Origin of the sequence: Aromatoleum aromaticum EbN1, assembly GCF_000025965.1 — a bacterium.
GTDB lineage: Bacteria > Pseudomonadota > Gammaproteobacteria > Burkholderiales > Rhodocyclaceae > Aromatoleum > Aromatoleum aromaticum.
The window spans coordinates 114,416-138,737 of sequence record NC_006513.1; the positions used below are offsets into that span (position 1 = coordinate 114,416).

23 protein-coding genes and 1 tRNA gene are annotated in these 24,322 nt (G+C 65.7%); 11 read left to right on the forward strand and 13 right to left on the reverse strand.

Translation table 11 applies throughout. The features are described 5' to 3' along the window. The first annotated feature begins 39 nt into the window (after positions 1–39). From EBN1_RS00570 to EBN1_RS00595, 6 genes are all read left to right on the forward strand, one after another. Complete coding sequence (locus tag EBN1_RS00570; RefSeq protein ID WP_011235967.1) at positions 40–447, forward strand: hypothetical protein; 408 nt, start codon at positions 40–42, stop codon at positions 445–447. A gap of 3 nt (positions 448–450) precedes the next feature. After that, positions 451–1,521, forward strand: coding sequence for a 4Fe-4S binding protein (locus EBN1_RS00575; protein ID WP_011235968.1), 1,071 nt, complete (start codon positions 451–453; stop codon positions 1,519–1,521). Position 1,522: 1 nt separating this feature from the next. Continuing rightward, positions 1,523–3,388 carry a nitric oxide reductase activation protein NorD gene (locus tag EBN1_RS00580; protein WP_011235969.1) on the forward strand — a complete coding sequence of 622 codons (1,866 nt, stop codon included), beginning with the start codon at positions 1,523–1,525 and terminating at the stop codon, positions 3,386–3,388. Between the two features lie 2 nt (positions 3,389–3,390). Beyond that, positions 3,391–4,170: a Crp/Fnr family transcriptional regulator gene (locus EBN1_RS00585; protein ID WP_011235970.1), complete on the forward strand. Its 780-nt coding sequence runs from the start codon at positions 3,391–3,393 to the stop codon at positions 4,168–4,170. 73 nt (positions 4,171–4,243) lie between these two features. Continuing rightward, the gene (locus EBN1_RS00590; RefSeq protein ID WP_011235971.1) at positions 4,244–5,401 is read left to right on the forward strand and encodes an HD-GYP domain-containing protein; all 1,158 of its coding nucleotides are present in this window, start codon (positions 4,244–4,246) and stop codon (positions 5,399–5,401) included. 97 nt (positions 5,402–5,498) lie between these two features. Then, positions 5,499–5,574: transfer RNA gene (locus tag EBN1_RS00595), tRNA-Thr, on the forward strand. Between the two features lie 169 nt (positions 5,575–5,743). Here EBN1_RS00595 and EBN1_RS00600 read toward each other — a convergent pair. The 6 genes from EBN1_RS00600 to EBN1_RS00625 all read right to left on the reverse strand — a co-directional run bounded on the left by EBN1_RS00600 (position 5,744) and on the right by EBN1_RS00625 (position 10,323). Then, the gene (locus EBN1_RS00600; RefSeq protein ID WP_157866546.1) at positions 5,744–5,947 is read right to left on the reverse strand and encodes a hypothetical protein; all 204 of its coding nucleotides are present in this window, start codon (positions 5,945–5,947) and stop codon (positions 5,744–5,746) included. A gap of 74 nt (positions 5,948–6,021) precedes the next feature. Further along, a complete protein-coding gene (locus EBN1_RS00605; protein ID WP_041645388.1) occupies positions 6,022–6,213 on the reverse strand; it encodes a hypothetical protein in 192 nt (63 codons plus the stop codon). A 544-nt stretch (positions 6,214–6,757) separates the two neighbouring features. Beyond that, the gene (istB, locus tag EBN1_RS00610; RefSeq protein ID WP_011235973.1) at positions 6,758–7,492 is read right to left on the reverse strand and encodes an IS21-like element ISAzo4 family helper ATPase IstB; all 735 of its coding nucleotides are present in this window, start codon (positions 7,490–7,492) and stop codon (positions 6,758–6,760) included. A 22-nt stretch (positions 7,493–7,514) separates the two neighbouring features. After that, on the reverse strand, positions 7,515–9,083 hold the full coding sequence (istA, locus tag EBN1_RS00615) for an IS21 family transposase (RefSeq protein ID WP_011235974.1): 1,569 nt from the start codon (positions 9,081–9,083) through the stop codon (positions 7,515–7,517). A gap of 212 nt (positions 9,084–9,295) precedes the next feature. Next, on the reverse strand, positions 9,296–9,658 hold the full coding sequence (locus tag EBN1_RS00620; protein WP_162014364.1) for a hypothetical protein: 363 nt from the start codon (positions 9,656–9,658) through the stop codon (positions 9,296–9,298). Further along, positions 9,655–10,323 (reverse strand): AAA family ATPase, encoded by a 669-nt coding sequence (locus tag EBN1_RS00625; protein WP_011235975.1) that lies wholly within the window; start codon positions 10,321–10,323, stop codon positions 9,655–9,657. Before EBN1_RS00625 ends, EBN1_RS00620 begins: the two co-directional genes overlap by 4 nt. 302 nt (positions 10,324–10,625) lie before the next feature. Between EBN1_RS00625 and istA (EBN1_RS00630) the strand changes: the two genes are divergently transcribed. Both istA (EBN1_RS00630) and istB (EBN1_RS00635) read left to right on the forward strand, forming a co-directional pair. Then, positions 10,626–12,146, forward strand: coding sequence for an IS21-like element ISAzo12 family transposase (istA, locus tag EBN1_RS00630; RefSeq protein WP_011235976.1), 1,521 nt, complete (start codon positions 10,626–10,628; stop codon positions 12,144–12,146). 12 nt (positions 12,147–12,158) lie between these two features. After that, positions 12,159–12,947: an IS21-like element ISAzo12 family helper ATPase IstB gene (gene istB / locus EBN1_RS00635; RefSeq protein WP_011235977.1), complete on the forward strand. Its 789-nt coding sequence runs from the start codon at positions 12,159–12,161 to the stop codon at positions 12,945–12,947. A gap of 369 nt (positions 12,948–13,316) precedes the next feature. Here the strand turns inward: istB (EBN1_RS00635) and EBN1_RS00640 are convergent, their stop codons facing one another. From EBN1_RS00640 to EBN1_RS00665, 6 genes are all read right to left on the reverse strand, one after another. Next, positions 13,317–14,828, reverse strand: a complete 1,512-nt coding sequence (locus EBN1_RS00640; protein WP_011235978.1) for an AAA family ATPase — start codon at positions 14,826–14,828, stop codon at positions 13,317–13,319. 9 nt (positions 14,829–14,837) lie between these two features. Further along, entirely contained in the window at positions 14,838–15,272 is a 435-nt protein-coding gene (locus EBN1_RS00645) for a hypothetical protein (protein WP_049780127.1), read from the reverse strand. After that, positions 15,269–15,466 carry a hypothetical protein gene (locus EBN1_RS00650; protein ID WP_041645397.1) on the reverse strand — a complete coding sequence of 66 codons (198 nt, stop codon included), beginning with the start codon at positions 15,464–15,466 and terminating at the stop codon, positions 15,269–15,271. Before EBN1_RS00650 ends, EBN1_RS00645 begins: the two co-directional genes overlap by 4 nt. Before the next feature lie 142 nt (positions 15,467–15,608). Next, entirely contained in the window at positions 15,609–16,388 is a 780-nt protein-coding gene (locus EBN1_RS00655) for a hypothetical protein (protein WP_011235980.1), read from the reverse strand. Between the two features lie 100 nt (positions 16,389–16,488). After that, complete coding sequence (locus EBN1_RS00660; RefSeq protein WP_011235981.1) at positions 16,489–17,907, reverse strand: tyrosine-type recombinase/integrase; 1,419 nt, start codon at positions 17,905–17,907, stop codon at positions 16,489–16,491. 330 nt (positions 17,908–18,237) lie between these two features. Further along, complete coding sequence (locus EBN1_RS00665; RefSeq protein WP_011235982.1) at positions 18,238–19,122, reverse strand: universal stress protein; 885 nt, start codon at positions 19,120–19,122, stop codon at positions 18,238–18,240. Positions 19,123–19,375: 253 nt separating this feature from the next. On the opposite strand from EBN1_RS00665, the gene EBN1_RS00670 reads away from it, so the two are divergent. Together EBN1_RS00670 and EBN1_RS00675 are read left to right on the forward strand one after the other, a co-directional pair. After that, the gene (locus EBN1_RS00670) at positions 19,376–22,111 is read left to right on the forward strand and encodes a cation-transporting P-type ATPase (RefSeq protein ID WP_011235983.1); all 2,736 of its coding nucleotides are present in this window, start codon (positions 19,376–19,378) and stop codon (positions 22,109–22,111) included. 55 nt (positions 22,112–22,166) lie between these two features. Then, positions 22,167–22,709 carry a hypothetical protein gene (locus EBN1_RS00675; protein WP_011235984.1) on the forward strand — a complete coding sequence of 181 codons (543 nt, stop codon included), beginning with the start codon at positions 22,167–22,169 and terminating at the stop codon, positions 22,707–22,709. Between the two features lie 91 nt (positions 22,710–22,800). Here EBN1_RS00675 and EBN1_RS00680 read toward each other — a convergent pair whose 3' ends face one another. Further along, positions 22,801–23,163 (reverse strand): YajD family HNH nuclease, encoded by a 363-nt coding sequence (locus tag EBN1_RS00680; protein WP_041645400.1) that lies wholly within the window; start codon positions 23,161–23,163, stop codon positions 22,801–22,803. A 216-nt stretch (positions 23,164–23,379) separates the two neighbouring features. On the opposite strand from EBN1_RS00680, the gene EBN1_RS00685 reads away from it, so the two are divergent. Beyond that, positions 23,380–24,276 (forward strand): ketopantoate reductase family protein, encoded by an 897-nt coding sequence (locus EBN1_RS00685; RefSeq protein WP_011235986.1) that lies wholly within the window; start codon positions 23,380–23,382, stop codon positions 24,274–24,276. Positions 24,277–24,322 lie beyond the last annotated feature (46 nt).

The following is a 24,322-nucleotide window of genomic DNA, read 5'->3' on the forward strand; positions in this document are numbered from 1 at the left end:
CCGGGCCGGCAGCCGGTCCGAGCGCAAGGAATCGAGGCGATGCCAGAGCCGGAACACGATCTGCTGAAGGAAGACATGCCCGGCCCGCCGCTCGCGGTGGCCGCCGAATCGCTGTTCCTCGTGAATCTGATGATCGCCCCCGGCCTTGCATTCATCATCCTCGTCGTGCTGTGGTGGCGGTATCGGCTCAGCGCGCCGTCGCTCGCGCGCAATCACCTCAGGCAGACCGTTGTCGCTAGCCTGTGGGGCGGCGGCCTGCTGGTGGGGGTCAGCGTGGCGGTGTTCCTGCTCGGCGGCTTCATGAACCCGTGGTCGTGGGTCGTCGGGGTGCTGTACTTCGTCTGCTTCCACGCGATGCTGATCCTGTTCGGCGTGATCGGTCTGAACCGCGCGATGCTCGCCCGCCCCTACCGTTTTCCCATCATCGGCCCAAAGCTCGTCGAGTAGACCATGAACGCCCCGCAGTTTTCGCCCCTTTCACCGCAGACTTCGCCCGATCCGGTTCAGGCCGGCAAGCCGGGGGCCGCGCGCAAGCCGTCCCGCCGGGTCATCCCGATCGCCGCGGCGAAACCGGCCGGGCACAACCGCACGCAGAAAAAGCGCATCGCGTTCCAGGTCGGCTTTTTCACGCTGTTCATTCTCGCGCCCGTACTCGACCTGTTCCGCTACGACCTCGTCGCCGGCCATGCCTGGCTGCTAGGCATGGAATGGCGCCTGGGGCTCGACGACTTCGTCGCCGGCCGCATCAGCGCGCTCGAAGCCGGTTCGAACGTGATGTTCCGCCTGTTCGTGCCGATCCTCGTCGGCGCGGCTGCTTTCCTGTGGGTTTCGTGGAAGTGGGGACGACTTTACTGCGGCTGGCTGTGTCCGCATTTTTCGGTCGTCGAAACGATCAACAAGCTGATGCAGCGCGCATCGGGCAAACCGAGCGTGTGGGTCCGGGAGCCGCTGCCGCCATGGAAGGCCGACGGCACGCCCTGGCGACCGGACGCCCGCTGGTGGGCCGTCGTCGTGCCGGCCGCGGTGTTCTTCGCGTTCCTGTGGTCGGTGGTGTTTCTGAGCTACCTGCTGCCTCCGGCCGAAGTCTACGGCAATCTCTTCGGCGGTGAGTTCACGCGCAACCAGACGATCTTCCTCTCCGCGGCGACGGTCGTGCTGACGATGGAATTCCTTTTTGCCCGTCACCTCTTCTGCCGTTATGCCTGCGCAGTCGGCCTGTTCCAGAGCCTCGCATGGATGAGCAACCGCGACGCGATGGTTGTCGGTTTCCAGAGAAAGCGCGCCGTCGACTGCGCCAGCTGTCTGCCCGACCGGCAGTCCGCGTGCGACGCGGTCTGTCCGATGCGCCTGACCCCGCGCAACATCAAGCGCCTGATGTTCACCTGCACGCAGTGCGCCCAGTGCGTCGAAGCCTGCGAGCAAAGCCAGCGCGACAACCCCCAGGGCCCGCTGCTCGCCTGGGTGAGCAGCGAAGCCGCCCGCCAGAATGAAGCCGGGTTCCGCTCCGGCAAGGAACGCTAGGATGGAAGAAGCCGTTGGCAAAATCTGGCACCGCTGGGTCACCCGCACGGCGCTGGGCAATCACCCCGAAGCTGTCGTCAAGCTGAAGGAGATCGAGCGCACCGCTGGCGTGTTCTTCCGCGCCCTCGGCGGCGATCCCGGCCTGCGCGTCGCCGCTGCCACGGAGGACGAACATGGCGCGCGGCGCAGCCTGTTGAAACGCATCGCGGGCGCTGGCGAGCGGGCCGCCCGAGCACGCATGGACGCCTCGACGCTGCGGCTGCCGCCGGAGATCGACGCTTTCCCCGAGCGCTCGTTGAACCGCGACCTCTACCTGTGGCTCGCCGCGCTCGCAGCGGCGCACGGCAGCATCGAAGCGGATGGGCCGGACGCGGCCGACAACGATTTCCGCTGCAACCAGTTCGCGACCTGCGCGGCGCTGCACATGTGGCCAGGGATCGAACCGCGCTACCGGCGCCTCGTCGCGGCCTATCTGCCGACGCGCCCGCGTCCCGAGAAACTCCCTGCGGCCGAGGCCGAACGCGAACGTGCGATTCGCCAGGCGCTCGAAGCGCCCGGCACCGTCCGCGCGCTGCCGCCGGTCCCGGCTGGGACGCCCCCCGCGCAACCGGTATTGCTGTGGCTCACCGGTTCCCTGTCCGGCACCGCCGCGAGCCGACGCAACACCGGCGCCGACCCCGAGCAAACCGCCGACGGCGGGCCGCCGTCATTCGATGAAAACGAGCGCCACGCCCACCGTGCCGAGCAGGTCGACATGCCGCAGGAAAAGAACGGCCTGCTGATCTTCTTCCGCGCCGAAAGCCTGCTTGCGGTCGCCGAGTTCCTGCGTGTCAACCGTCCCACCGACGACGAGCCCGATCCGAATGCCGCCAGCGCCGCCCGCGACCTCGATCACTTGTCGCTCGCGCAGGACACGGACCGCGTGGCCTCGAAAGTGCGCTTCGATCTCGACCTCCCTTCGGCAGCCGAAGACGACATCGTACTCGGCGCCGGCATCCCGCTGCCGGAATGGGACTACCGCAAAGGCGTGCTGCTGCAGGATCACGTACGTCTGGCCGAGCTTGCCGCGCGCGACGCCCCGCCCTGCCCGCTGCCCGAACCGCTGCGGCGCACCGCGCGGCGCCTGCACCAGCAATTCGCCGCGCTGCAGCCGGGCCGGCGCTGGTTGAAGGGGCGCTCCGATGGCACCGAACTCGACCTCGACGCGGTGGTCCGCGCACAGACCGATCGCTCGGTCGGGCGCAATCCGTCCGATCAACTGTATCTGTCGCTCGAAAAACGCGAACGCGATCTGGCCTGCATGGTGCTCGCCGACCTGTCACTGTCGACCGACAGCTGGGTGTCGAGCGAAGCGCGCGTCATCGACGTCATCCGCGACGCGCTGCTGCTGTTCGGCGAGGCGCTCGGCGCGACGGGGGATCGTTTCGCGATGGCCGGGTTCTCGTCGGTCAAGCGCAGCCAGGTCCGCTTTCATCGGCTGAAAGACTTCAACGACCGCTTCGACGATCGCATCCGCGGGCGCATCAGCGCGATCAAGCCGGGCTACTACACCCGACTGGGCGCGGCGCTCCGGCACGCAAGCCAGCTGCTTGCAACAGAACAGGCCGCCCGGCGCATCCTGCTGATCCTGTCGGACGGCAAGCCGAACGATCTCGATCTGTACGAAGGACGCTACGGCATCGAGGACACTCGCGTCGCCGTCGGCGAAGCGCGCAAACAGGGCCTCGTTCCGTTCTGTGTCACAATCGACCGCGAGGGCGCGGGCTACCTGCCGCACCTCTTCGGCCCGGCCGGTTACGCGGTGATTCGCAAGCCAGAGGAACTGCCGGCGCGACTTCCGCTGTTCTACGCTCAACTGACACGGTAATCATGCCGCGTATCGCTTGTTCGCCCGGAACCCGGGGCGAAACCCTCTCTTCCACCGCGTGCCCCGCGATCGGGCAAGAGCACGCCGAGACTGAGCGCTTGTGCAGACTGCTCGTTCACGTGCCGCTCCTCAGCGGCTTCAGTCCCGCCGAGATCGCCCGCTTCGCTCACGGCGTGCGCGAGCAGAACGTGGATAGGGGCTGCGTGGTGTTCCACAAGGGCGACCCCTGCCACGGCTTCCACCTGGTGCTGGCCGGCCAGGTCAAGCTCGCATTCACGTCCGCCGAGGGGCACGAGAAAGTCATCGAGATCATCCTTCCGGGCCAGACGTTCGGCGAGGCGGTGATGTTCATGGACAAGCCCTACGTCGTGATGGCCCAGGCGCTGACCGACTGCAAGCTGCTGCATATCTCGAAGAGCGTCGTGTTCGACGAGATGGACCGCGATCCGGTGTTCTGCCGCAAGATCATCGCCGGCCTGTCCCACCGCCTGCACCACCTGATCGCCGACGTCGAGACCTACTCGCTGCGCTCCGGGCGCGAGCGCATCGTCGGCTACCTCCTGCGCCAGGAGGAAATCGACGGCGAACCGAGGACGAACGGCTACGTGTCGGTGCGCCTCCCGACCAGCAAAGGCACGATCGCGTCGCGCCTGAACCTCACCCAGGAACATTTCTCCCGCATCCTGCACGAACTGATTGAAGCCGGGTTAATCTGTGTCGAGGGACGCACGATTCACATCCCGGATATCGAGAAGCTGCGCACGACGCAGGGCCAATTCTAGCTCCTGTCGATCTTGACACTGCGTTCCCGGCAGCGAAGCAGCAATTCCCGAAATGGGTCGCGAGGTCAAGGTTATGGACGCCCCGGTAAGCTGGCAGGAATTCGCCGCCTCGGCAGCTCGCCAGGCGAGCAACCTGCATTTCTCTTCGGTAGCCGCAAAGATGCGCGGGGTGCATGAGCGTATCCACGAGCGGCATCCGCTCATCGAACGCCTCGCGGTCGCGCTCTACGACCCAGACCTGAAACGGCTGCGCACGTTCGTCGACAGCACCGACAGCGGCACCTCGCTGCGAGCTTACGAGTGCCCGCTCGCCGACGTGCCTTCGCTTCTCGCCATTGCCCAGAGTGGCAAGGCCCGAGTCCTCAACGACCTGAGCGCTGCGATCAGCCCCGATTCGCCGCATTCCCGCTGGTTGCTCCACGAAGGCTACCGGTCGAGCCTGACCGTCCCGATCATGCGGAACGAGCAGCTGCTCGGTTTTCTGTTCTTCGATTCGCGCACGCGCGACGCTTTCCCGGACGATGTTGTCGCCGATCTGCTTCTCTCCGGCCATCTCATCGGCATGATCGTCACGCAGGAACTCGCGACAGTGCAGATGCTCGTCGGCGGCCTGCGGCTTGCAAGCCAGTTCGCGCATGTGCGCGATCTCGAAACCGGCGCCCACCTCGACCGCATGGCGCGCTACGCTCGCGTGATCGCCCGGGAACTCGCTCCGGCCCACGGCCTGTCCGACGACTACATCGAAAATGTTTTCCTGTTCGCTGCGCTCCATGACATCGGCAAGATCGGAGTCCCGGACAGCATTCTGCTCAAACCCGGACGGCTCGATGACGCCGAGCGGGACGTGATGCGCGAGCACGTCGCGATGGGCGTCCAGATGGCCGAACGGCTGATCAATGATTTCAGCCTCGCCGGCCTCGAGAACATCGGCATGCTGCGAAACATCGTCAGCGCCCATCACGAACGCATGGACGGCAGTGGCTACCCGAACGGACTGGCGGGCGAGGCCATCCCGCTCGAAGCCCGCATCGTTGCAACAGCCGACGTCTTCGACGCCCTCGCCTGCGCCCGCAGCTACAAGACGGCCTGGACGCTCGACAACGCTTTCGACGAAATCTCCCGGATGGGCGGCGCCAAGCTCTACGCCCCCACCGTCGCGGCCCTGCTCGACTGCCGCGAAGAAGTGGAAGAGATCTACCGCCGCTTCCAGGACGACACCCGGACTCACTAGATCCCCGCTGCCGCGTCCCGGAGCAATGAATCGCCCCGCACCCGGAAGATCGGGGTACCCGTCTCCACCCCCGCACTTGCGCTATAATCCGGCCCGCGCCGGCATAGCTCAGTTGGTAGAGCAACCGCCTTGTAAGCGGTAGGTCATCTGTTCGAGTCAGATTGTCGGCACCAGCAGAATCAAATACTTACGCCAGCTCTTCGGGGGTGGCGTTTTGCTTTCTGGTCGTCGTGTAGCCACGGTGTAGCCAAATCCGGCAGGTGTAGCCGGGCGAGCCCCCACAAACGGAAAACCCGGCGCGCGGCCGGGTCGGGGATGGGGGCGGGTCAGAAGTCCAAGCGTTCAGGGGCCGTTACCGGCTGGCTCCATCGCTGCGCACAGCCGCGAAATGGGGCGGTTTTTCTGATGATGCACGCGGCCGGATTTCGCGGCGGCGATGTCCTTGGTGCGGCCCTGCTCAGACATCTGGGAAATATTTCCCGAATGTTCAAGGTCCGTCCGCTGCCCCTGCCGCTTTCCCAGCCGCTCCGCAATCGCCTCCGCCAACCGCAGGCTTTGCGTAGTCGTTTTTTCGCGGAAATGAAAATCTGTCGAACCGGCCGGTCCCGTGGTCGGAAGGGTCAGAGATTTGACGGCCCCCCTCCCTCTTGCACTTGCAGGTGCGCAAGCAACTCCGCATGGGTCGCGCCATTGGCCCTCAAACGCTCCAAATCGGCCAGCAGGCGGCTTTTGACGGCTTCGGCATATGCGAGCCCTTCCGCATGGCTGCGGCGGTTCAGGAGGCTTGTAACGGTTCGGGGAAGATTCTGCATGATGCTGTTCTCCTGCGCGTGCGAGCGGATGTGCGCTCGGGAATTTTCCGGGTTAGGACTTGCATGGCACTTACCGGGCGGTTGCCGTGCTCGAAGGGCCGGACTTTCGACCCGCCCCCTGTCCTTTTTTTGGTTAGGCATTGCGCGGGAGCGGGAACCGGGCGGTTACCGCGCTCCAAGCGCCGGACTTCTGAACCGCCCCCCGTTTGCTGATTTGAATTCCGCTCAGGAGGGGGATTTTTTCCGCGAATGAGAAACCTGGCGGTTTCCGGGCCGGCAGGGGTCCAGACTTCTACCCCGCCCCTCCCCTGCCCCCAAATTCCCGGCAGGCCGGCCGGTGCGCATTCCGACGAACGTGACCGCCTGCACCGACGAACGTGACCGGGGGGTCTGCGCGCGAAGCGTGGTGTTCAGATTCTAACCGCGTCGGTCACGATCACGGTCAATTCGAGGCACGGCGCAGGCTTATCCACAGGCGGCCGCCAGCGCGCCTCATACGCTGGCGGGCGGGCGCCTGTGGGTAAGGCGTCTCGCGCGCACGGCCTCATGCCTTTTCCTTTCTTCTCATCGACTCGCCCTTGAGGGCGAGCTTGTGCGCGGCGTGCACGACGCGATCGAGGATCGCATCGGCGAAGGTCGGGTCGCCCAGGTAGGTGTGCCAGTGCTCGATCGGCAGCTGGCTGGTGATCACGGTCGAACGCGTGCCGACGCGGTCGTCGAGCAGCTCCAGCAGGTCGCTTCGCTCCTGCGCCGACGGCGCGGCCAGGCCCCAATCGTCGATGACGATGAGATCCATGCGCGCGAGCTGCATGAGGCGTCGGCTGAAGCTGCCGTCGGCATGCGCGATGCGCAGCTCTTCGAAGAGCCGCGGCAGACGCACGTAATAGGCCGCGAGGCCCTGCCGGCACGCGGCATTGGCGAGCGCGCAGGCGAGCCAGGTCTTGCCGCTGCCGGTGGGCCCGGTGATGAGGCAGTTCTGGTGATGGCGGATCCATTGCCCGGTGCCGAGCGCGGCGATCTGGCTGCGCTCGAGCCCGCGCCCGGCGCGGTAGTCGACGTCCTCCAGGCAGGCTGCAGCGGCCTTGATGCGGGCTGCCTTGAGCAGCCGGTCGATGCGTTTGCCGTCGCGCAGCAGGATCTCGCGATCGATGAGCTGGGCGAAGCGCTCCTCGAAGCTGAGCGCGGTGATGGCGGGCTGGGTGAGCTGCTCCTCGAAGGCGCGCGCCATGCCTTCCAGGCGCAGGGCATGCAGTTGTTGCAGGCTGTGTTGCATCAGCATCGATGTTCTCCGGTGGGTGGAATCAGTGGTAGTAGCGCGCACCGCGCAGGTTCTCGTGCACGGTGGGAAGCGCCAGTTCGGTTTGGCTAGCGGCAGTGGGAGTGGGAGTGGGGAGCGGTGCGCGGTCGAGCCCGCTCTTGAGGATCGAGGCGACGTTGCGGTAACGCATCGCCCCGAGGGTGACGGCGCGGGTCGCCGCGGCTTCGAGCCGTTCGTTGCCGTATTGGCGACCGAGGCGCATCAGCCCGAGGCACGCCCGGTAGCCCTGCTCGGGGTGCGGCATGCGTTCGAGTTGGTGGCTGACCACCTGCTCGGTGTGCGGGCCGACGGTGGCGCCCCAGGCGATGAGTTTGCCGGGCGACCACTGGCGATGCGCCTGATGGGATGCGGGCATGTGTTCGGTGAGCGTGGAGTAGACGCCGGGCCGGTGGCTTCTCGCATGCACCGCGACGCGACGGCCCGCGGCAAAGCATTCGATGCTGCTCGCGGTGATGCGCAACTCCACCGCTTGGCCGGCGAGCGCATACGGCACGCTGTAGTAATGCCCGTCGAACTCGACGTGGTAATCGATATTGGGCTTGGCCCGTTTCCACTGGGCGAACTGGAACGCGGTGGCGGGCAACGGGCGCAGCGCCGGCCGATCGAGCGTCTCGAACGCTTCGTGGCGCGAGCCTGGCAGGCGCCGGAAGGCACGCGTGTTCAGCGGCTCGAGTAACGCGGCGATCGCCTCGTTCAACTCTCCCAGCGAGAAGAAACGTCGATGCCGCAGCCGCGCCAGAATCCAGCGCTGCACGATCTGTACGCCGACTTCGACCTTGGCCTTGTCCTGCGGCTTGTAGGGGCGCGCGGGCAGGATCGCCACGCCGTAGTGCGCGGCGAACTCGGCGGTGGTGCGCTGCAGTTGCGGCTCGTAGCGGTCGGCTTGACCGATGAGCGAGCGCGTATTGTCGGGCACCACGAGCTCGGGCACGCCGCCGATGAAGCTGAGCGCCTTCGCGAGCGAGCCCAGCCAGTCGGCCTGCGACTGCGTCGCCGTGGCGCAGGCGAACGTATAGCTCGAGGCGCCGAGCACCGCGACGAAGATCTGCGCGCGCGAAATCTCGCCCGTGTCGGCGTCGACGATCGGCACCGTGTCGCCCGCGTAATCGATGAAGAGTTTCTCGCCGGCGCGGTGCACCTGGCGCATCGAGCGCTTGAGCGTGCGGGCGAACGCGCGGTACAGGTCGCAAAAGCGCGAGTACTGATAGCTCGGCCCGTCGGCCGTCTGCACGTACTCTTCCCACAGCAGCGCCAGCGTGACGTTCTTTCGCTTGAGCCCCTGATGCACCGCCGCCAGATCCGGCGGCACATTCGCGACGCTCGCGCCACGTCCACGCCGGGCGACCCCCAGCACCCGGCGCAACTCGGCCTCGTCGGCCGCCGACAACTCGGCCCACGGCCGGCCGCACTCCTCGGCCGCCTTCACATACTTGGCGACCACTCCTTTGGAAATCGACAGCGCGCGGGCAATGCGCTCATGCGACAGCGCGCAGTCGTATTTGAGCCGTAACAGCTCCCTGATCTTGTGCATGGCAATCCGCTCCGCCGGCATCCTCGGTCTCCGCGCAAAGCGCGCGAGGGTAGCCGGCCTGACAAACGACGTTGCCACGCTTGGCCTCACAAACCCGTTCCGATTTGATCGTGACCATTGATTCCGACATCGTGACCGCCCATTCCGACAACTCGCCGAAATCGGTCACGATCAAATCGGAATCCGCGGTCACGACCGCGGATTCACCGGTCACACTATTTCGGAATCAGCGGTCACGTTGGGTCGGAATCCGCAGCCGGGGCGGTTTGCTGAAGAAGTTCATCGCCAGGGGTGAAGCATTTTCCGACTTCCCCCGGCACCTCGAAGGGGAGAGAAAAGCCGAACTGTGCGGCTTTCTCTTCCCCCTTTAGGGGGGCACAGTTGCACAGTTCATTTTTCCCTTTTAAATCAATGACTTGCAAACTGTGCAGGGCTTCGGCACAGTTCGATTCTGGCACAGTTCCATTGTCATAAAAACGGGCCTGAAACCCGCGCCAATACTGGGAGTGTGCTTCGCTTCCAAACTGTGCAGGGCTTGGTACTGTTCCGAACAGTTCGGATTCCTGCACAGTTCGGCACAGTTCGCCGGGCCTCATTCCGCCACCTCTGGCGCGACGTTTTCGGCCTCTGGCGTTGCCCCTTCCGGCGGGGTCGGTACGGCGGTTTCCGCATCAGCCGGCACGAGTCGCGCGCCTCCCCGGTAGCTCAGGCGCTTGATGTTCCCTTCGGCCAACAGCTTGCCGGCCTGCTCCTCGAACCATTGGCGCGGCTTCTCGTGGAAGCTCTCGGGCAGCTCGAAGCGGCGGCTGTGCAGGCCGTTGCTGCCTTGGCTCGCGGCGAAGGCTTCCCCGCGCTGCCATGCCTCGCGGATGGCGCGCAACAGGTCGGTGCGCATGGCGTCGGTGTCGCCACCTGACAGGGCGTTGTATGCCTGCGTGCGGTCGGTCAGGATGCCGCGCTCGTTGCGGACGAACACGGAACGGTCGCGCCTTGCATCCCCGTAGGCTTTCGCCACGAGCCCGAAGGCAACGCGGCCTTCCTTGAACTCGCTGCCCAGCACCTCGCACACGTTGCGGCCCCCATCGGCCGGCGGCCACAGCACGTAAGCGGCTCGCGCGCTGCCGGCAATGGCTCCGCTTCCCCGGATGGCTTCCATCGCATCCAGCGCGCTCCTGATTTCCTTCGTGCTGCCCTTGGCGACGTGATGAATCAGCATGACGCATGCACCGGTCGCGCGGGCCAGTGCGGTTGCCTCGTTCATCAGGGGTTGCGTGGCCTGTGTCACCGATCGCCGTAATGGCGCCAAAGCGGGATCGGCGTAAAGGCGCCACGTGGTGATCGGCGTTATGGCGCCAGTGCCGGATCGGCGTAAAGGCGCCAGCCGGTGATCGCCGTATAGGCGCCAGCCGGTGATCGCCGTATAGGCGCCACCGCAAGATCGCCGTAAAGGCGCCAGGAGGCGGCGCCGAGAGGAAGAAGTCAGCGTTTCGAACGTCCACCCACCGGGCTTAACCTGCCGAGTTTTTTCGGCCGGAAGAGTCCATGAGCAAACGGAGGTTCGAGATGTATCAATACCGACAGGTCCTGGTGCGCATGCGCCAGGGAGACGCCGACCGCGACATCGAGCGCTCGGGGCTGATGGGGCGCAAGAAGCTCTCACGACTACGCAAGACCGCGCAGGATCACGACTGGCTGGCGGCGGAGCGTCCGCTCCCCGAGGACGCCGAGCTGGCGGCGGTGTTCCAGGAACGGCCGCTACCGGCGAGCTGCGTATCGAGTCTGGTCGATCACCGCGAGCGGATCACCGCATGGGTCGAGGCTGGCGTTGCCGGCACTGCGATTCATGCCGCATTGGTCAGGAACCACGGTTACGCGGGGAGCTACTCCTCGGTCCGCCGCCTGCTTCAGTCGATCGACGCGAGCACGCCGCCGGCCTCGACTTGTCGCCTCGATTTCGAAGCGGGTGAGGCCGGCCAGGTCGATTTCGGCGCCGGCCCGGTGATGACCGACGTGATGACTGGGGCCAGCTTCAAGACCTGGTTCTTCGTCATGACACTTGCCTGGAGTCGCCACCAGTACGTCGAGTTCGTCCGCGACCAGACGGTCGAGACCTGGCTGGCCTGCCACCGCAATGCGTTCCAGTGGTTCAACGGCGTCGTCGCCCGGGTCATCATCGACAACCCCAAGTGCGCGATCACCCGCGCCTGCACCCGCGACCCGCAGGTGCAGCGCGCCTACGCCGAGTGTGCCGAAGGATTCGGTTTCAGGATCTCCCCGTGTCCGCCGGCCGATCCCCGTAAAAAAGGGATCGTCGAGTCGGGAGTAAAATATGTCAAACGCAACTTTTTGCCGCTGCGCGAGTTCAGGAGCCTCGCCGACGCCAACCGGCAGGTGGCCGACTGGGTCATGGGCGAGGCCGGCAACCGCTGCCACGGGACGACGCGCGAGAAGCCGCTGACGCGCTTTGCCTCGGTCGAGAAGGCGCTCCTGCTGCCGCTGCCGACGGTGCCGCCGGTCCTGGCCACTTGGGTGAAGGTGACGGTCCATCCCGATACGCACGTCAAATTCGGACTCTGCCTCTACTCGGTGCCGTTCCGCCTCGTCGGGCAGGAACTGTGGCTACGGGCGACGCACACCTCGGTACAGGTGTTCCACGAGCACCAGCTCATCGCCAGTCATCCGCGGCTCAAGGATCCGGGGCGCCGCTCGACGGTGCGCGACCATCAGCCGCTCGAGGCGCAGGCCTATCAGCTGCGCGATCCGCAGTGGTGCCTCGAGGCCGCGACCCGGATCGGTTCGGCCTGCGCGGCGCTGATCGAGGCGCTCTTCGCCGACCGCGTCCTCGACAACCTGCGGGCCGCCCAGGGCATCGTCCGCCTGGCCAAGACCTACGGCAGCGCGCGCCTGGAGGCCGCCTGTGTCCGGGCGCTGTCCTTCGGCAGCCCGCGCTACCGCACGGTCAAGACGATCCTTGCCAAGGGGCTCGACCAACAGGCGGCGCAGAGCTCGTTCGATGCGCTGGCCGAGACCTATACCCGCGGCGGGCGCTTCTGCCGCGATACCAAATCCCTGCTGACCCACTAAAGGCGCATCATCATGAATCCGATTCCCGAACTCACTGCGTTCCTCAAGCAACTGCGCCTGTCCGGCATCCTCGATTCGCTCGATCTGCGGAACCGCCAGGCGATCGAGGGCAAACTCGCCTACACCGAATTCCTCTCCATCCTGATCGGCGACGAGGTCGCCCGGCGCGACCAGAAGAAGGTGGCGATGCGCCTGCGGCGCGCCAATTTCCGCGGCGAGAAGACGATCGAGGCGTTCGACTTCGACCGCCTGCCGAACCTCAATCGCAGCCTGATCCAGGATCTGGCGACCGGCCGCTACCTGAGCGAGAAGGTGGCCATCCTGATCGCCGGCCCGTGCGGCACGGGCAAGAGCCATCTGGCGCAGGCGCTCGGCCATTGCGCCGTGCGCCAGGGGCATGACGTCGTGTTCACGACGCAGACGCAACTCGTCGGCTCGCTGCACGCCGCGCGCGCCATCGGCAGCTTCGAGCGGCGCTTCCAGCAATTGGCTCGTGTGCCACTCCTGGTGATCGACGATTTTGGTCTGAAACCCCTTCGTCCACCGCACGACGAAGATTTCCACGACCTCGTCGCCGAGCGCTACGAGCGCGCATCAACGATCGTGACGAGCAACCTGGACTATGACGAATGGGGCGATGCCTTCCCGGCCAACCGCATGCTCGGCGCCGCCACCCTCGATCGGCTGCGGCATGGCGCCTACCGCGTCGTCCTCGACGGTGAGAGCTACCGCGCGCCGAAGCCATCGCCGGACTCGACCAGGGCGCCCGCGCGCTCGCCGGCGGCGGCCAAGGCGCGCTGAGGACGCCAGCCGTTTGCAGCGCCGTCCTCGGCGCTGCAAACCCCTTCAGCGGCGATCCCGCGGCCTCAACCCCCTGGGGCTCCGCCCCACACCCCGCGCTCGCCGCGGGGCAGCCGCCGGGGATGAAAAACATCCCCGGCACCTCCCCGGAGCATTGGCCACCCTCCACGGCGTCAAGGGGCTTTCGCGGCATAAACGGGCCGATGAAACCGGCCCATTTATTCCACGGTCCCCGTGACCCCGTTCCAGGCGAAAAGCCGGCCCCGCATCGTCCCGCTTTCGCCGGCGTCCGCCGGGTCCGTCCGCCCCTTTCTGAGCCTTCCATAACGCATATTTCGGTCCAATTCGACCCTTGCGCTTATGAGCGTTTTACCCCATCCTCCGCACCGTTCGAAACGCCACTTTCAAACCCCTCCAAGTGGCGCCATTACGCCGATCATGCCCGGCGCCTTTATGCCGATCCGTGACAGCCTGTGTCGTGTTCGTGTCGCCACTCGTCAGGGCTTGCAGCGTGTCGAGAATCACGAGCCGAACATCCGGCAGTGCGCGGATTTCGTCGGCAAGCTCGAACCATTCGCGGGTCGCTCGAAACTCCTTCGTCACCGGGTCGGGCTCGATGATGCCGAAGTGCCCCACGTCCGGCAGAGACAAGACATGCAGCCGGTCGGGCATGTCGTTGCCGCACAGGGCATGCAGGCGGCGGTGAATCTCGGGCTCGTCATCCTCGGCAGAGACATACACGGCGCGGCCATGCGCGGCCACGAGTGCGCCGAAGGCTACCGGCGGGCATTCCCCGTCCCGGCGGCCGGCGACCTTCGCGGCCAGCTCAAGCGCGAGGAACGATTTCCCGACGTTCGGCGGGCTCGCCAGCAGGCAGGCCACGCCAAGCGGGAAAATGCCCGTCACCAGCCAATTGACGGGGGGCGGCTCGCCTTTGAACAGGCGCGCGGCGGTGCGCTCGGCCAGCTTGAAGCGGCGCGGCTCCACGGTGTCACGAATCAGCCGGGCTACAGCCTCGCGGCCGGCCTGCTGCGTCATGTCGTTGAAGTCGCTTCCCTCGGGACCGTCGAAGCTCGGGAATACCGTAACGGCATTCACCAGCTTGGCGGCCTCAAGGGCTTTAGCGCGGCCGGGGTTGCCCTCGGTCTTGCGGTCGTCGTCGCCGGCAATCACCAGCTTGGCGCGCGGGAATCGCTCGCGCACGTCGCAGGCCACCGGGCGAAGGTTTCCGGCGGTGAAGGTCACGCATACCGGCCATCCGGTCGCCTCGCGGAGACTCGCGCCAGTCGCGTAGCCCTCGCACAGCACCAGCGGGCCGGCGTCGGTCGGTTCGCCAAGCCAGCAGCGGCCGCCGGTCATCTTTCCGCCGGGCATGAACCGCTTTTCCCCGGTCGGGCTCACGCTCTGCACGCTCTGAACATTGCCGTCGTTGTCGAATACCGGAATGACAAGCGAGCCGTTCCGCTCACGGGCGATATGCGGGGCGATTCCCTTTGCAGATAGGTAGGGGTGCCCTTTTGCCTGCTCGGCCGCTTGAAGCGTTGCAGCGGCCTTGCTGGCGGCCTGTCGATAGCCTTCCTCGCGCTCGGCTTCGGCTTCCTTGCGGATGCGCTCAGCATTGGCGCGGATGCGGGCCAGTTCGGCGGCATCGGGGGCGGGGCCGTCCTTCTCGCGCTGCCACGTCCAAGCGGTGCCGTCGCGCCAGCTTCCGAATACCGCGCCCTCTGCGTCGGGGAATACGCGCAGCCAGCCGGCGGCATCGTCCTTGCGGCCATTGGTCGGGAATCGGCACAAGCGGCCGGGCTCGGGCTCGCGCTCGGGGAACGGCAGGCCGGCACGCTCGAAGGCGTCGGGCAGGGTCGGGGCGAATACCAGATTCATGCGAGCCCCTTACAGCCAGCCGGCCAGCATCGCGCCGCCGACTGCCAGCAACAGCAGGACGACGGCCAAATCGGGCGAGAGGAAACCGGCGTGCCGGCGGGCCTTCAGTGCGGCGGCGGTTCCGGGGTGCTGCCGGTCGAGCGTGTATTCGGCAATCGGGCGGGCGCAGCGCGGATGCTTGAAGAGGCGCGAGCGGATGCCCCATCCGTCGTATTCGAGGCTCTGCACGTAGGCGGCCAGTCGCCAGCCGGGGCCGTAGTCGCACTGGTTCTGCGGTCCTGCAATCAGGGCTTGCAGCGCGGCGGCGGCGCGGGTGCCGTCGGCAGGCCAGCGCGCGGCCGTTACGGGCGGCTCAATCTCGGGGAAAAGCGAGGCAGTCGGGTTAAAATGGCGCTTGTCAGGGGCGCTCGGCTTTCCTTCAATGGGGGTCGGGCGCTTTTTCATGCGACCACCTCGCCAGATGCGAGCGCATCAACCTTCGCTGCATCCCACAGCAGACGCCCTCCCGGAAGCTTGGCGGGGCGAATGCCGTGGAAATGGCCCTTGAGGCACAGTTCGCGGCGCAGGGTTTGAGGCTGATACCGCACGACGGCGGCGGCCTCGGAAGTCGTATAGCGGCGGGGGGTATTGGTTTCCATGTGGCTCACTCCTATTCAACGAGTGATGCCACTTTGATTACCGGCAACATCCGAAACGCTTACCGCCGGTAGCGAATCCCAGCAGCGGCGCGGGTTTCAGCCACGCCTGCCGGTAAGGTTACCGGCGATGCGTGCCGGTAATTCAGAGAAAGCCGCCTTTCTCTTCCCACGCATCCAACCAATCCGGAAACTCATGACGGACAATGGCGGCGGCCGCCCCTTTTCCGATATGCCCGTTCGACACCATACAAAATGCGAACTGCGCAGGGTTCCACATGGCGGATACACCACGCTTGCCGTTCGATTCCCGCGCGGTCTTCAGCCACGCCGGGCAGTCCCCGAGATACTCGCTGCTTGCCCACCGTTCAGCATTCACGGACTTGGGCGGGGGGAATGCCTCGCAAATGCGTGCCGTCGTCGCGTAGTCCTTGGCTTCACGGGTGTCGTTCGCTTCGTGCCTCGGGGTTCCGCTCGGCTCTTGCGCTTGCTCTTGCTCTGGCGCGGGCAGCGCGGGGACGGTTTCTTTCAGCGTCAGCGGGGCATCGTTGCCCCTTGCATCGTATTCAGTGATTGGGAGCCAGTGCGAAAGGGGATTGCTTGCGCGGACTGGCGGGCAGTTTGCCCAAGTCAGCAAGTCGGTTGGTAGCAAGCCATTGTCCCCAAATGGGATGATTGAGGCTATTTCCCCGGCTCGCCGTGCTGCGCTGATTCGCTCGCCAAGCTCGATAGCGGCGGCTTCGTCGTGGGGGAAAAACAGATGCCCTATGTCACGATATCGGAAGGCTAGATTGTCTATGGTTTTGCCGGTTGCTGCCTCGGCAAGCTTTCCCGCCATTGCTCGCCGTCCGTCAGACGCATGGTGCGGGGCAAGGGTTTTAACGATTGCGTTTAGGGCACTTCGGAAATTGGCGTAATCGGTCATCGGTCGCGCTCCTTCTGGCACTCCTTCGTTTGGGTGCCGCGCCAGCCGGGTGAAGGTGTCCCGGTTTTCCCTCCGTCGAGGTAGGCGCGGCATTGCTCAGTCAGGCCACCACGCGCAGGCCGGCCTGTTCTTCGGTCGGTTGCTCGATGCCGGCCTGTTCCAGAATCCAGCCCTCAATCTTCGTATGCCATTGGCGCAACAGGTCGAGCGGCCGGCGGCGGTAATGCTTCTCCGCGATGGCGGATGGCTTGTGCCCCATGATTTGCGCACTGATGCCGGCCGGGCATTCCACCCATTCCGCCAAGGTGCCGAAAGAGCGGCGCAGGCCGTGCAGAGACAGTGCCGGCAGACCGGCGGCAGTCAGTGCCTTGTTGTGCCCTATGCGCGGCTCCTGAAGCCTTCCAGACGCGGCCGTGCGGCTGCTGAATACCCACGGCGAAGGCTTCCACTCGGGCGCGTCCTCTGCGTCGCTCTGGCGCAACTTGCGGGGCTTTTTCGGGGGCGTCTCGTTTCGGGCTTTCAGGTCGCGCAGCAGGGCGGCGACATGGGGCGTAAGCGGAATGGTGCGCTCCCCTTCCACCTTGTCCCGAATCGTGAGGCTCTTCCACTGGAAGTCGACGTCATCCCATTTGAGGCCGGCCAACTCTTCCCGGCGCGCTCCCGTAATCAACAGGGCTTGAAGGTATGCGCCATGCACTGGATTGGACAGCCTGCGGACATGCTCGAACCATAGCGGCAACTGTTCGCGCTGTAGGCAATCGTCCTTGGCGCGGGCCTTGGGCAGCGTGTCGCGGGCCATGCGTCGGTTGCAGGCGTCGGCATGAACGATGCCGCGATATTCCGGCCGGTCGGCGCACCACGCGACGAAGGCGCGCAGGGCTCGGTACGTCTGCGCTGCCTGCGTCGGGGTGCGTTGCGCGAGCGGTTCGAGCCACGCTTTCACCGCGTCGGCGTCGAGGTCGGATAGACGTAGCGCCAGCAGTGAGTGCAGCGGGCCGGGTTGCGTCGTAGCGGACTCCCCTCGCCTGCGGCCGCGCGTGCGGGGCTCGCCCCCCGCCTTCGCCATGTTCTCGTGATTCAGCATGTGCCGCTCGCCCCACTTCGGCCGGCGCGCTTCCAGATAGACGGTCCATGCCTCGCCCACGGTCGCCTGCTGCCTTGTCGCCTCTTCGCGCTTCGCCTCTACGACCGCGATGCGCTCGGCCCTCTCTTGGCGCGGGTCTATGCCTTGGTCAATCAGAGTTTGCAGGCGGCGCGCCTCTTGACGCGCGCTCGGTCGGATAACCTCGCCGGTCGTCTTATCGCACTCTTCCTCAATACCCCAAGCGCGCACGTCGCCTATCGTGATGCGGATGGTTTGACGATTCAGCTTCGATTCGAAGATGAAAGACTTCGCGCCAGCCGTTGCGCGCACTGCCAGCCGGGGCGCTTCGGTGTCCCACAGGAAAGACTGTTTCGCGCCAGCGTCGCAGGTATAGCGGCGGATGCGCTCGGGCGTGAGACGTTCGCGTTTGGGCATGTTGTCGGGCTCCCGGCCGGGTCGGTAGGTGGCTACATCGCTTACCGTGTAGCCACGGTGTAGCCAGATTCTACCAATACCGTTCAACGCGCTTCAACATTTATTTTCCGAAATTGCAGCAAAATCAACGGATTTGCGCTTTCCTCTGCATACGCTTCAACGTGGGAAAATGCCGTTTTTTCCCGCCTTGTAAGCGGTAGGTCATCTGTTCGAGTCAGATTGTCGGCACCAGCAGCATGAAGGCATCAGCCCGCCCCATGGTCGGGCTTTTTGCTTTTTTGCGCCGGAAGCCTGAGCACTCTCCGCCGCTTCTTCCCTGCAAGCCACGGTTCAGACCGACACCAGCACGTCCCCCTGGGACTCGGCCAGCACGTGCTTGGTGACGCTCCCGAGCAACAAGTCTTCCAGCACGCTTTCGCCGTGCTTCCCCATCACGATCAGGTCGCAATCCTGCTCCTGCTCCTGCTCGATGATGTTCCGCGACGCGTCGCCATGGAGGACGATCAGGCGCGTGCGCTCCGGCGGCAACCCCACTTCGTCGCGCAGTTCGCGCAGTTTCCCCAGCGCCTCCTGTCGGGCGGCGATGCGATAACGGGCAAGCAGCTCGTCTTCGATACCCGCGAATCGCAGCTTGCTCTCGAAAGGCACTTCGAACGCATGCAGCAACACGACGTCCGCCCCGGGAGCGACGGCTTGTGCATTGCGCAGCGCGCGCAACGAAAACGGCGAAAAGTCGACCGGCACGAGCAGGGTCCGGTAAGGCTCGTGGGGAGGTTGCTTGGCGACGAGCATCGGCCAGCGCGTCTTGCGCACCATCCGTTCGGCGGTGGAGCCGACTAACAGATGCCGCATAAAACTGCTGCCGCGTGCCCCGAGCACGAGGAGATCGGCGGATATCGTGTCGGCGTGGCCGATGATTTCCGCCAGCACCGGACCCGATGCGACCTGGACCCCTGCTGCTATGCCATGCTGCTTCAGCATATTCGCCGCCAGCTCGCGCATTTCTTCTCGTGCAGCATCGAGCACCCGCTGTCCGGTTTCGGCCGGGACGTCGGCAATGAGGAGGCGGAGCTTTTCCACCGCCGTAACATTTGCGACGTGGAACAGGTCAAGGCTCGCGCCCACTTCGCGGGCCACGAGCGCGGCGCGGTCGGCGGCATGACGCGCCGGAGCGGAAAGATCGGTTGCGACTAGCAGCCGCTTGACGGGATTCATGGCTGCGGCCCTCCATTCGGCAAGAGATGCATTGCAGCGAGCATAACTGCCGTTGCGTTCGACATGACGCAGACCGATCGGTAGAATTTCCCGGCGCTCGCTGCAGTGCGTCAACACATGGCTACGATTCAACACATGGCTACGATATTACCTTACGCCTGCACGAAGGAGTCCCGATGACGCAGATTCGCCCGGAGAACCTGTCAGTGACCGACGTGCGAGACATTCCCGGTCCGCACGCCGCGTCGGTCCGATGAACGCCCGGTCAACAGCCGGGTCCTTCGAACGCGCGCCTGACCAGTGGCACACGCTCCGCCCGGACGAAATCCGGCATCACCTGCAGACACCTCACGGCGGATTGCCGGAAGCCGAAGCCCGGCGCCGGCTCGCGCAATACGGACCGAACCGGCTCGCCCCGCCGAAGCGCCGCGGACCGTTGCTGCGTCTGCTGATGCAGTTCCACAACATCCTGCTCTACGTGATGATGGGCGCGGCAGCGATCACCGCCGTGCTCGGTCATTGGGTCGATACCGGTGTGCTGCTCGCGGCCGTGGTGATCAACGCGATCATCGGCTTCATCCAGGAAGGCAAGGCGGAAGCCGCGCTCGACGCCATCCGGGCGATGCTGTCCCCCCATGCCACAGTGGTTCGCGACGGCCACCGGCGCGAAATCGACGCGGCCGACCTCGTGCCGGGCGACCTCGTGCTGCTCGGTTCCGGCGATCGCGTTCCAGCGGACCTGCGCCTGGTTTCGGTGCATGAGCTGCGCGTCGAAGAAGCGGCCCTGACCGGCGAATCGCTGCCCGTCGAAAAAGGGACGGAAGCGGTGGCGGCGGATGCGCCGCTCGGCGATCGCTACGGCATGGCCTATTCGGGCACGCTGGTCGTCTATGGCCAGGCCAAAGGCATCGTCGTCGGCACGGGCGGGGCGACCGAACTGGGCAAGATCAATGAGTTGCTTACCGGCATCCAGGCCCTGAGCACTCCGCTGTTGCGCCAGATCGACCGTTTCGGCCGCTTCCTGGCGATCGCGATTCTCGCCATCGCGGCGGCGACGTTCCTGCTCGGCACGCTGGGACGCGGCCATTCCCCTTCGGAAATGTTCATGATGGTCGTGGCGCTGGCCGCGTCGGCGATTCCCGAGGGACTGCCGGCGATCATGACCGTCACGCTCGCACTCGGAGTGCAGCGCATGGCGCGCCGCAACGCGATCGTCCGACGCCTGCCCGCGGTCGAAACGCTGGGCTCGGTCACGGTAATCTGCTCGGACAAGACCGGTACCCTGACGCGCAATGAAATGACAGTGCAGCGCGTCGTGTGCGCGGGCCACGTGTTCGACGTCGGGGGCGTCGGTTATGCTCCTGTGGGCGATTTCAGCGTCGACGGGCACATCATCGACACCGACCGCTATCCGGCGCTGTCATTGGCGATCCGTGCCGCGGTGCTGTGCAACGATGCGCATCTGCGCGAAGACGACGGCCTGTGGCGGGTCGAAGGGGATCCCACCGAAGGCGCGCTGCTGGTTCTCGGCGACAAGGCCGGCTTCACGCGGAACGTCGCGGATTCCGACTGGCCTCGCCGCGACAGCATCCCGTTCGAATCCCAGCACCGCTTCATGGCCACCTACCACCGCGACGCCGACGGCGAGCCGTGGATCTTCGTCAAGGGAGCACCGGAACGCATCCTCGACATCTGCACCCAGCAATTCGATCACGACGGCGAGCGCCCGCTCGATGCCGATTACTGGCGCCGCATGGCTACCGACACCGCCGCCCAGGGGCTGCGCTTGCTCGGCCTCGCGTGCAAGCGCGCCGCTCCCGCGGAAGACCACCTGCGTTTTGCCGACGTGGAGGACGGCTACACTCTGCTCGCACTGGTCGGCATCATCGACCCCCCGCGCGAAGAGGCGATCCACGCCGTCGGCGAATGCCACCGCGCCGGCATCCGCGTCAAGATGATCACGGGCGACCATGCCGAAACCGCCCGCGCGATCGGCGCACAGCTTGCGATCGGCATCGGCAAGCCGGCGGTCACCGGCGCCGAGGTTGCGATCATGGACGACGCTGCCCTGCGCCGCGTGGCGATGGAGGTGGATGTTTTTGCCCGTGCGAGCCCGGAGCACAAGCTGCGCCTGGTGCAGGCACTGCAGGACGACGGCCAGGTAGTCGCGATGACGGGCGACGGCGTGAACGACGCTCCGGCGCTCAAGCGCGCCGACGTCGGCGTCGCGATGGGCATGAAGGGCACCGAGGCGGCCAAGGAAGCGGCTGACGTAGTGCTCACCGACGACAATTTTGCGACGATCGCCGCAGCGGTGCGCGAAGGTCGCGCTGTCTACGACAACCTGAAGAAGTTCATCCTGTTCATGCTGCCGACCAACGGCGGCGAGGCGCTGGTCGTGATCGCCGCGATCCTGTTCGAGTTGACCCTGCCGCTGACCCCGGCGCAGGTGCTGTGGATAAACATGGTCACATCCAGCACGCTGGGTCTTGCGCTGGCTTTCGAACCTCCGGAGCGGAACATCATGGGGCGCATGCCCCGTCCGCCCCGGGAGGCGCTCCTCTCCGGCTTTTTCATCTGGCGCGTCGTGATGGTCTCGTTCCTGATGATGACCGGCGCACTCGGTCTGTTCCTGTGGGAAATGGAACACGGCACGAGCCTCGAAACCGCTCGTACGATGGCGGTCAACGCGGTGGTGGTCGCCGAAATGTTCTACCTCGTCAACAGCCGCTACATTTTTGCGCCGGTGACCAATCGGGAAGGACTCACCGGCAACCGCTACGTGCTGGCCGCCATCGCCGCGTGCATCCCGCTGCAGCTGGCCTTCACCCACGCTCCGGCGATGCAGGCGATTTTTGGTTCGGCGGACCTGTCGGTCATCGAATGGCTCAAGGTCGTCGGCGCCGGGCTCCTGGTATTCTGCGTCGCGGAGCTGGAGAAACTGGTGATGCGGCGGGCACGGGTGGCTGCGGCCGAAGGACCGGCTTGAGCGAAGCGGCGGCGGGAACCGCGCTCCCAAGCGCCGCAGGACGTAAAATCGGCCAATGACATCGAATCCAATCAATGATCAGGCCGAGGACGACTCGCCGCCTTCCGTGAAGGAAGCGCGGCTGTGGCGGGACGACGGATGGACCGCCCGCGTCATCAAGAACGAAGACGACGAAGGATGGGCTGTCGAGATGATCATGGACGGCGAACCCGAGCCGGCCTTGGTCGGACCGTGGACGATGGGGCGCGACAAGAAGAACCCGAAGCCGCTCGACGTCAACGCGTTTCACACACTCGTCAAGACCGCTTCGGAGGTCCTGCGCCGCCACGAACAGCAACGGCACGCGATGTTCCACAAGAAAGTCACCGTGAACACGCCTTCCGGACGGATCAGCGTCACGCTCGACATCGTCCCGGACGAATTCGACCCGCACGCCTTGCTCGCGGCGTTCGATGCCACGGGCGAGGAGTTGGCTGTGCTGCGCGTGGATGCGGGGTTCAAGCTGACCACGGCCAGCGCGAACGCGTGGCTCGAAACGCTGTTGCCGGATTCAGGCGACCTGACTCCGGATTCCGTTCACCGCGATAACGGGGATTGACACGAAGCGGACACACACTCCCTTGGCACAGCGGCCGCCATCGAAGCGATGGGCGAGTGCGACGTATTTTCGTGGCGCTCGCCTGACTTCGCTACTTAGGTCCCTCGAGCAGCGATTTGAGGTCCGCGAACGGCTGGTGCGTGGCCGGGGATACGCCCTCGCCCCCTCCCGTACGGCCTGCGGAATCCAGGAGTCGCGAATGCTCGGCTTCGTGGCAATACAAGCAGAGCAGCTCCCAGTTGCTGCCGTCGGGCGGGTTGTGGTCGTGGTTGTGATCGCGGTGATGGACGGTGAGCTGGTGCACGTTCTCGTGCGTGAATTCGCGTGCACAGCGGCCGCAGATCCACGGATAGATCTTCAGTGCCCGCTCCCGATACCCCTGCTCGCGCTGCTCTCTGGTACGTCGCGCCTCGGCGACGAGCCGGTCGAGCCGCTCGTGATCCGGCTTGCTCATCTCGACTGCTCCCGCGAAATGACCATGTTGAGTCATTGTCGCGCGGCAAGCGAGGCGATTCAAATACCCCGGCACGATCGGGGATCGACTTGGCCGAAGCAAGGATGCCCACCCGCCCCGATCGGCCTTCGCGCACGATGGCGGCACCATGAACGGCTACGACAACCATGACTGGACACGCCTCGCAACTCGAGGCGGCACTTTGGAGCGAGCAGGATGGATATTGCAGTGATGGGTGCCGGAGCGGTCGGCTGCTACTACGGCGGAATGCTCGCCCGTGCGGGCCACGACGTGGTTCTGATCGGCCGGGTCCCGCATGTCGAGGCAGTGCAGCGCGACGGACTGTTCCTCGATACGCAGACTTTCCAGGCCCACGTGCCGCTACGGGCGAGCACCGACGCAGGCGCCGTGCAGGGGGCGCAACTCGTGCTGTGCTGCGTAAAGTCGACGGATACCATCGATGCAGCGGCGGAAATGGCGCCGCATCTTGCACCGGGTGCGATGCTGCTGAGCCTGCAAAACGGCGTCGACAACGCGTCGCGGCTGCAGGCGCTGCTCGGACGCGAGGTAGCCCCCGCAGTCGTCTATGTCGCGACCGAAATGGCCGGGCCGGGCCACGTCAGACACCATGGACGCGGCGAACTCGTGATCGGCCCGTCGGCCGCGAGCGAGTCGTTGGCGAAGCTGTTCGCCGAGGCCGGCGTGCCGGTGCAGATCTCGGACAACGTGATGGGCGCGTTGTGGGCCAAGCTGATCCTCAACTGCGCATACAACGCGCTGTCCGCGATCACGCAACTGCCCTACGGTCGCCTCGTGCGCGGCGAAGGAGTCGAAGACGTGATGCGCGATATCGTGCGGGAGTGCCTTGCGGTCGCGCAGGCCGAAGGCGTGAAGGTGCCCGGGGATTCATGGGACGCGGTGCAGCAAATCGCGCGCACGATGCCGACGCAGTTCTCCTCCACCGCGCAGGACCTCGCGCGCGGCAAGCGCAGCGAGATCGAGCATCTCAACGGCTACGTGCTGCGCAAGGGCGAAGCGTCCGGTATTGCGACGCCGGTCAACCGCGTCCTGCACAGCCTGGTCAAGCTGCTCGAAACGCGGCAGGCCGACTGAAAATCCGGCAGGCCATCCCGACCTGTACGCGCGGAAAGCCGCTCCG

Coding starts and splice junctions, on each gene's coding strand:
- EBN1_RS00570 (WP_011235967.1), top strand. CDS start 40: ATGCCAGAGCCGGAACACGATCTGCTGAAGGAAGACATGCCCGGCCCG.
- EBN1_RS00575 (WP_011235968.1), top strand. CDS start 451: ATGAACGCCCCGCAGTTTTCGCCCCTTTCACCGCAGACTTCGCCCGAT.
- EBN1_RS00580 (WP_011235969.1), top strand. CDS start 1,523: ATGGAAGAAGCCGTTGGCAAAATCTGGCACCGCTGGGTCACCCGCACG.
- EBN1_RS00585 (WP_011235970.1), top strand. CDS start 3,391: ATGCCGCGTATCGCTTGTTCGCCCGGAACCCGGGGCGAAACCCTCTCT.
- EBN1_RS00590 (WP_011235971.1), top strand. CDS start 4,244: ATGGACGCCCCGGTAAGCTGGCAGGAATTCGCCGCCTCGGCAGCTCGC.
- EBN1_RS00605 (WP_041645388.1), bottom strand. CDS start 6,213: ATGCAGAATCTTCCCCGAACCGTTACAAGCCTCCTGAACCGCCGCAGC.
- istB (WP_011235973.1), bottom strand. CDS start 7,492: ATGCTGATGCAACACAGCCTGCAACAACTGCATGCCCTGCGCCTGGAA.
- istA (WP_011235974.1), bottom strand. CDS start 9,083: ATGCCGGCGGAGCGGATTGCCATGCACAAGATCAGGGAGCTGTTACGG.
- EBN1_RS00620 (WP_162014364.1), bottom strand. CDS start 9,658: ATGAGGCCCGGCGAACTGTGCCGAACTGTGCAGGAATCCGAACTGTTC.
- EBN1_RS00625 (WP_011235975.1), bottom strand. CDS start 10,323: ATGAACGAGGCAACCGCACTGGCCCGCGCGACCGGTGCATGCGTCATG.
- istA (WP_011235976.1), top strand. CDS start 10,626: ATGTATCAATACCGACAGGTCCTGGTGCGCATGCGCCAGGGAGACGCC.
- istB (WP_011235977.1), top strand. CDS start 12,159: ATGAATCCGATTCCCGAACTCACTGCGTTCCTCAAGCAACTGCGCCTG.
- EBN1_RS00640 (WP_011235978.1), bottom strand. CDS start 14,828: ATGAATCTGGTATTCGCCCCGACCCTGCCCGACGCCTTCGAGCGTGCC.
- EBN1_RS00645 (WP_049780127.1), bottom strand. CDS start 15,272: ATGAAAAAGCGCCCGACCCCCATTGAAGGAAAGCCGAGCGCCCCTGAC.
- EBN1_RS00650 (WP_041645397.1), bottom strand. CDS start 15,466: ATGGAAACCAATACCCCCCGCCGCTATACGACTTCCGAGGCCGCCGCC.
- EBN1_RS00655 (WP_011235980.1), bottom strand. CDS start 16,388: ATGACCGATTACGCCAATTTCCGAAGTGCCCTAAACGCAATCGTTAAA.
- EBN1_RS00660 (WP_011235981.1), bottom strand. CDS start 17,907: ATGCCCAAACGCGAACGTCTCACGCCCGAGCGCATCCGCCGCTATACC.
- EBN1_RS00665 (WP_011235982.1), bottom strand. CDS start 19,122: ATGAATCCCGTCAAGCGGCTGCTAGTCGCAACCGATCTTTCCGCTCCG.
- EBN1_RS00670 (WP_011235983.1), top strand. CDS start 19,376: ATGAACGCCCGGTCAACAGCCGGGTCCTTCGAACGCGCGCCTGACCAG.
- EBN1_RS00675 (WP_011235984.1), top strand. CDS start 22,167: ATGACATCGAATCCAATCAATGATCAGGCCGAGGACGACTCGCCGCCT.
- EBN1_RS00680 (WP_041645400.1), bottom strand. CDS start 23,163: ATGAGCAAGCCGGATCACGAGCGGCTCGACCGGCTCGTCGCCGAGGCG.
- EBN1_RS00685 (WP_011235986.1), top strand. CDS start 23,380: ATGGATATTGCAGTGATGGGTGCCGGAGCGGTCGGCTGCTACTACGGC.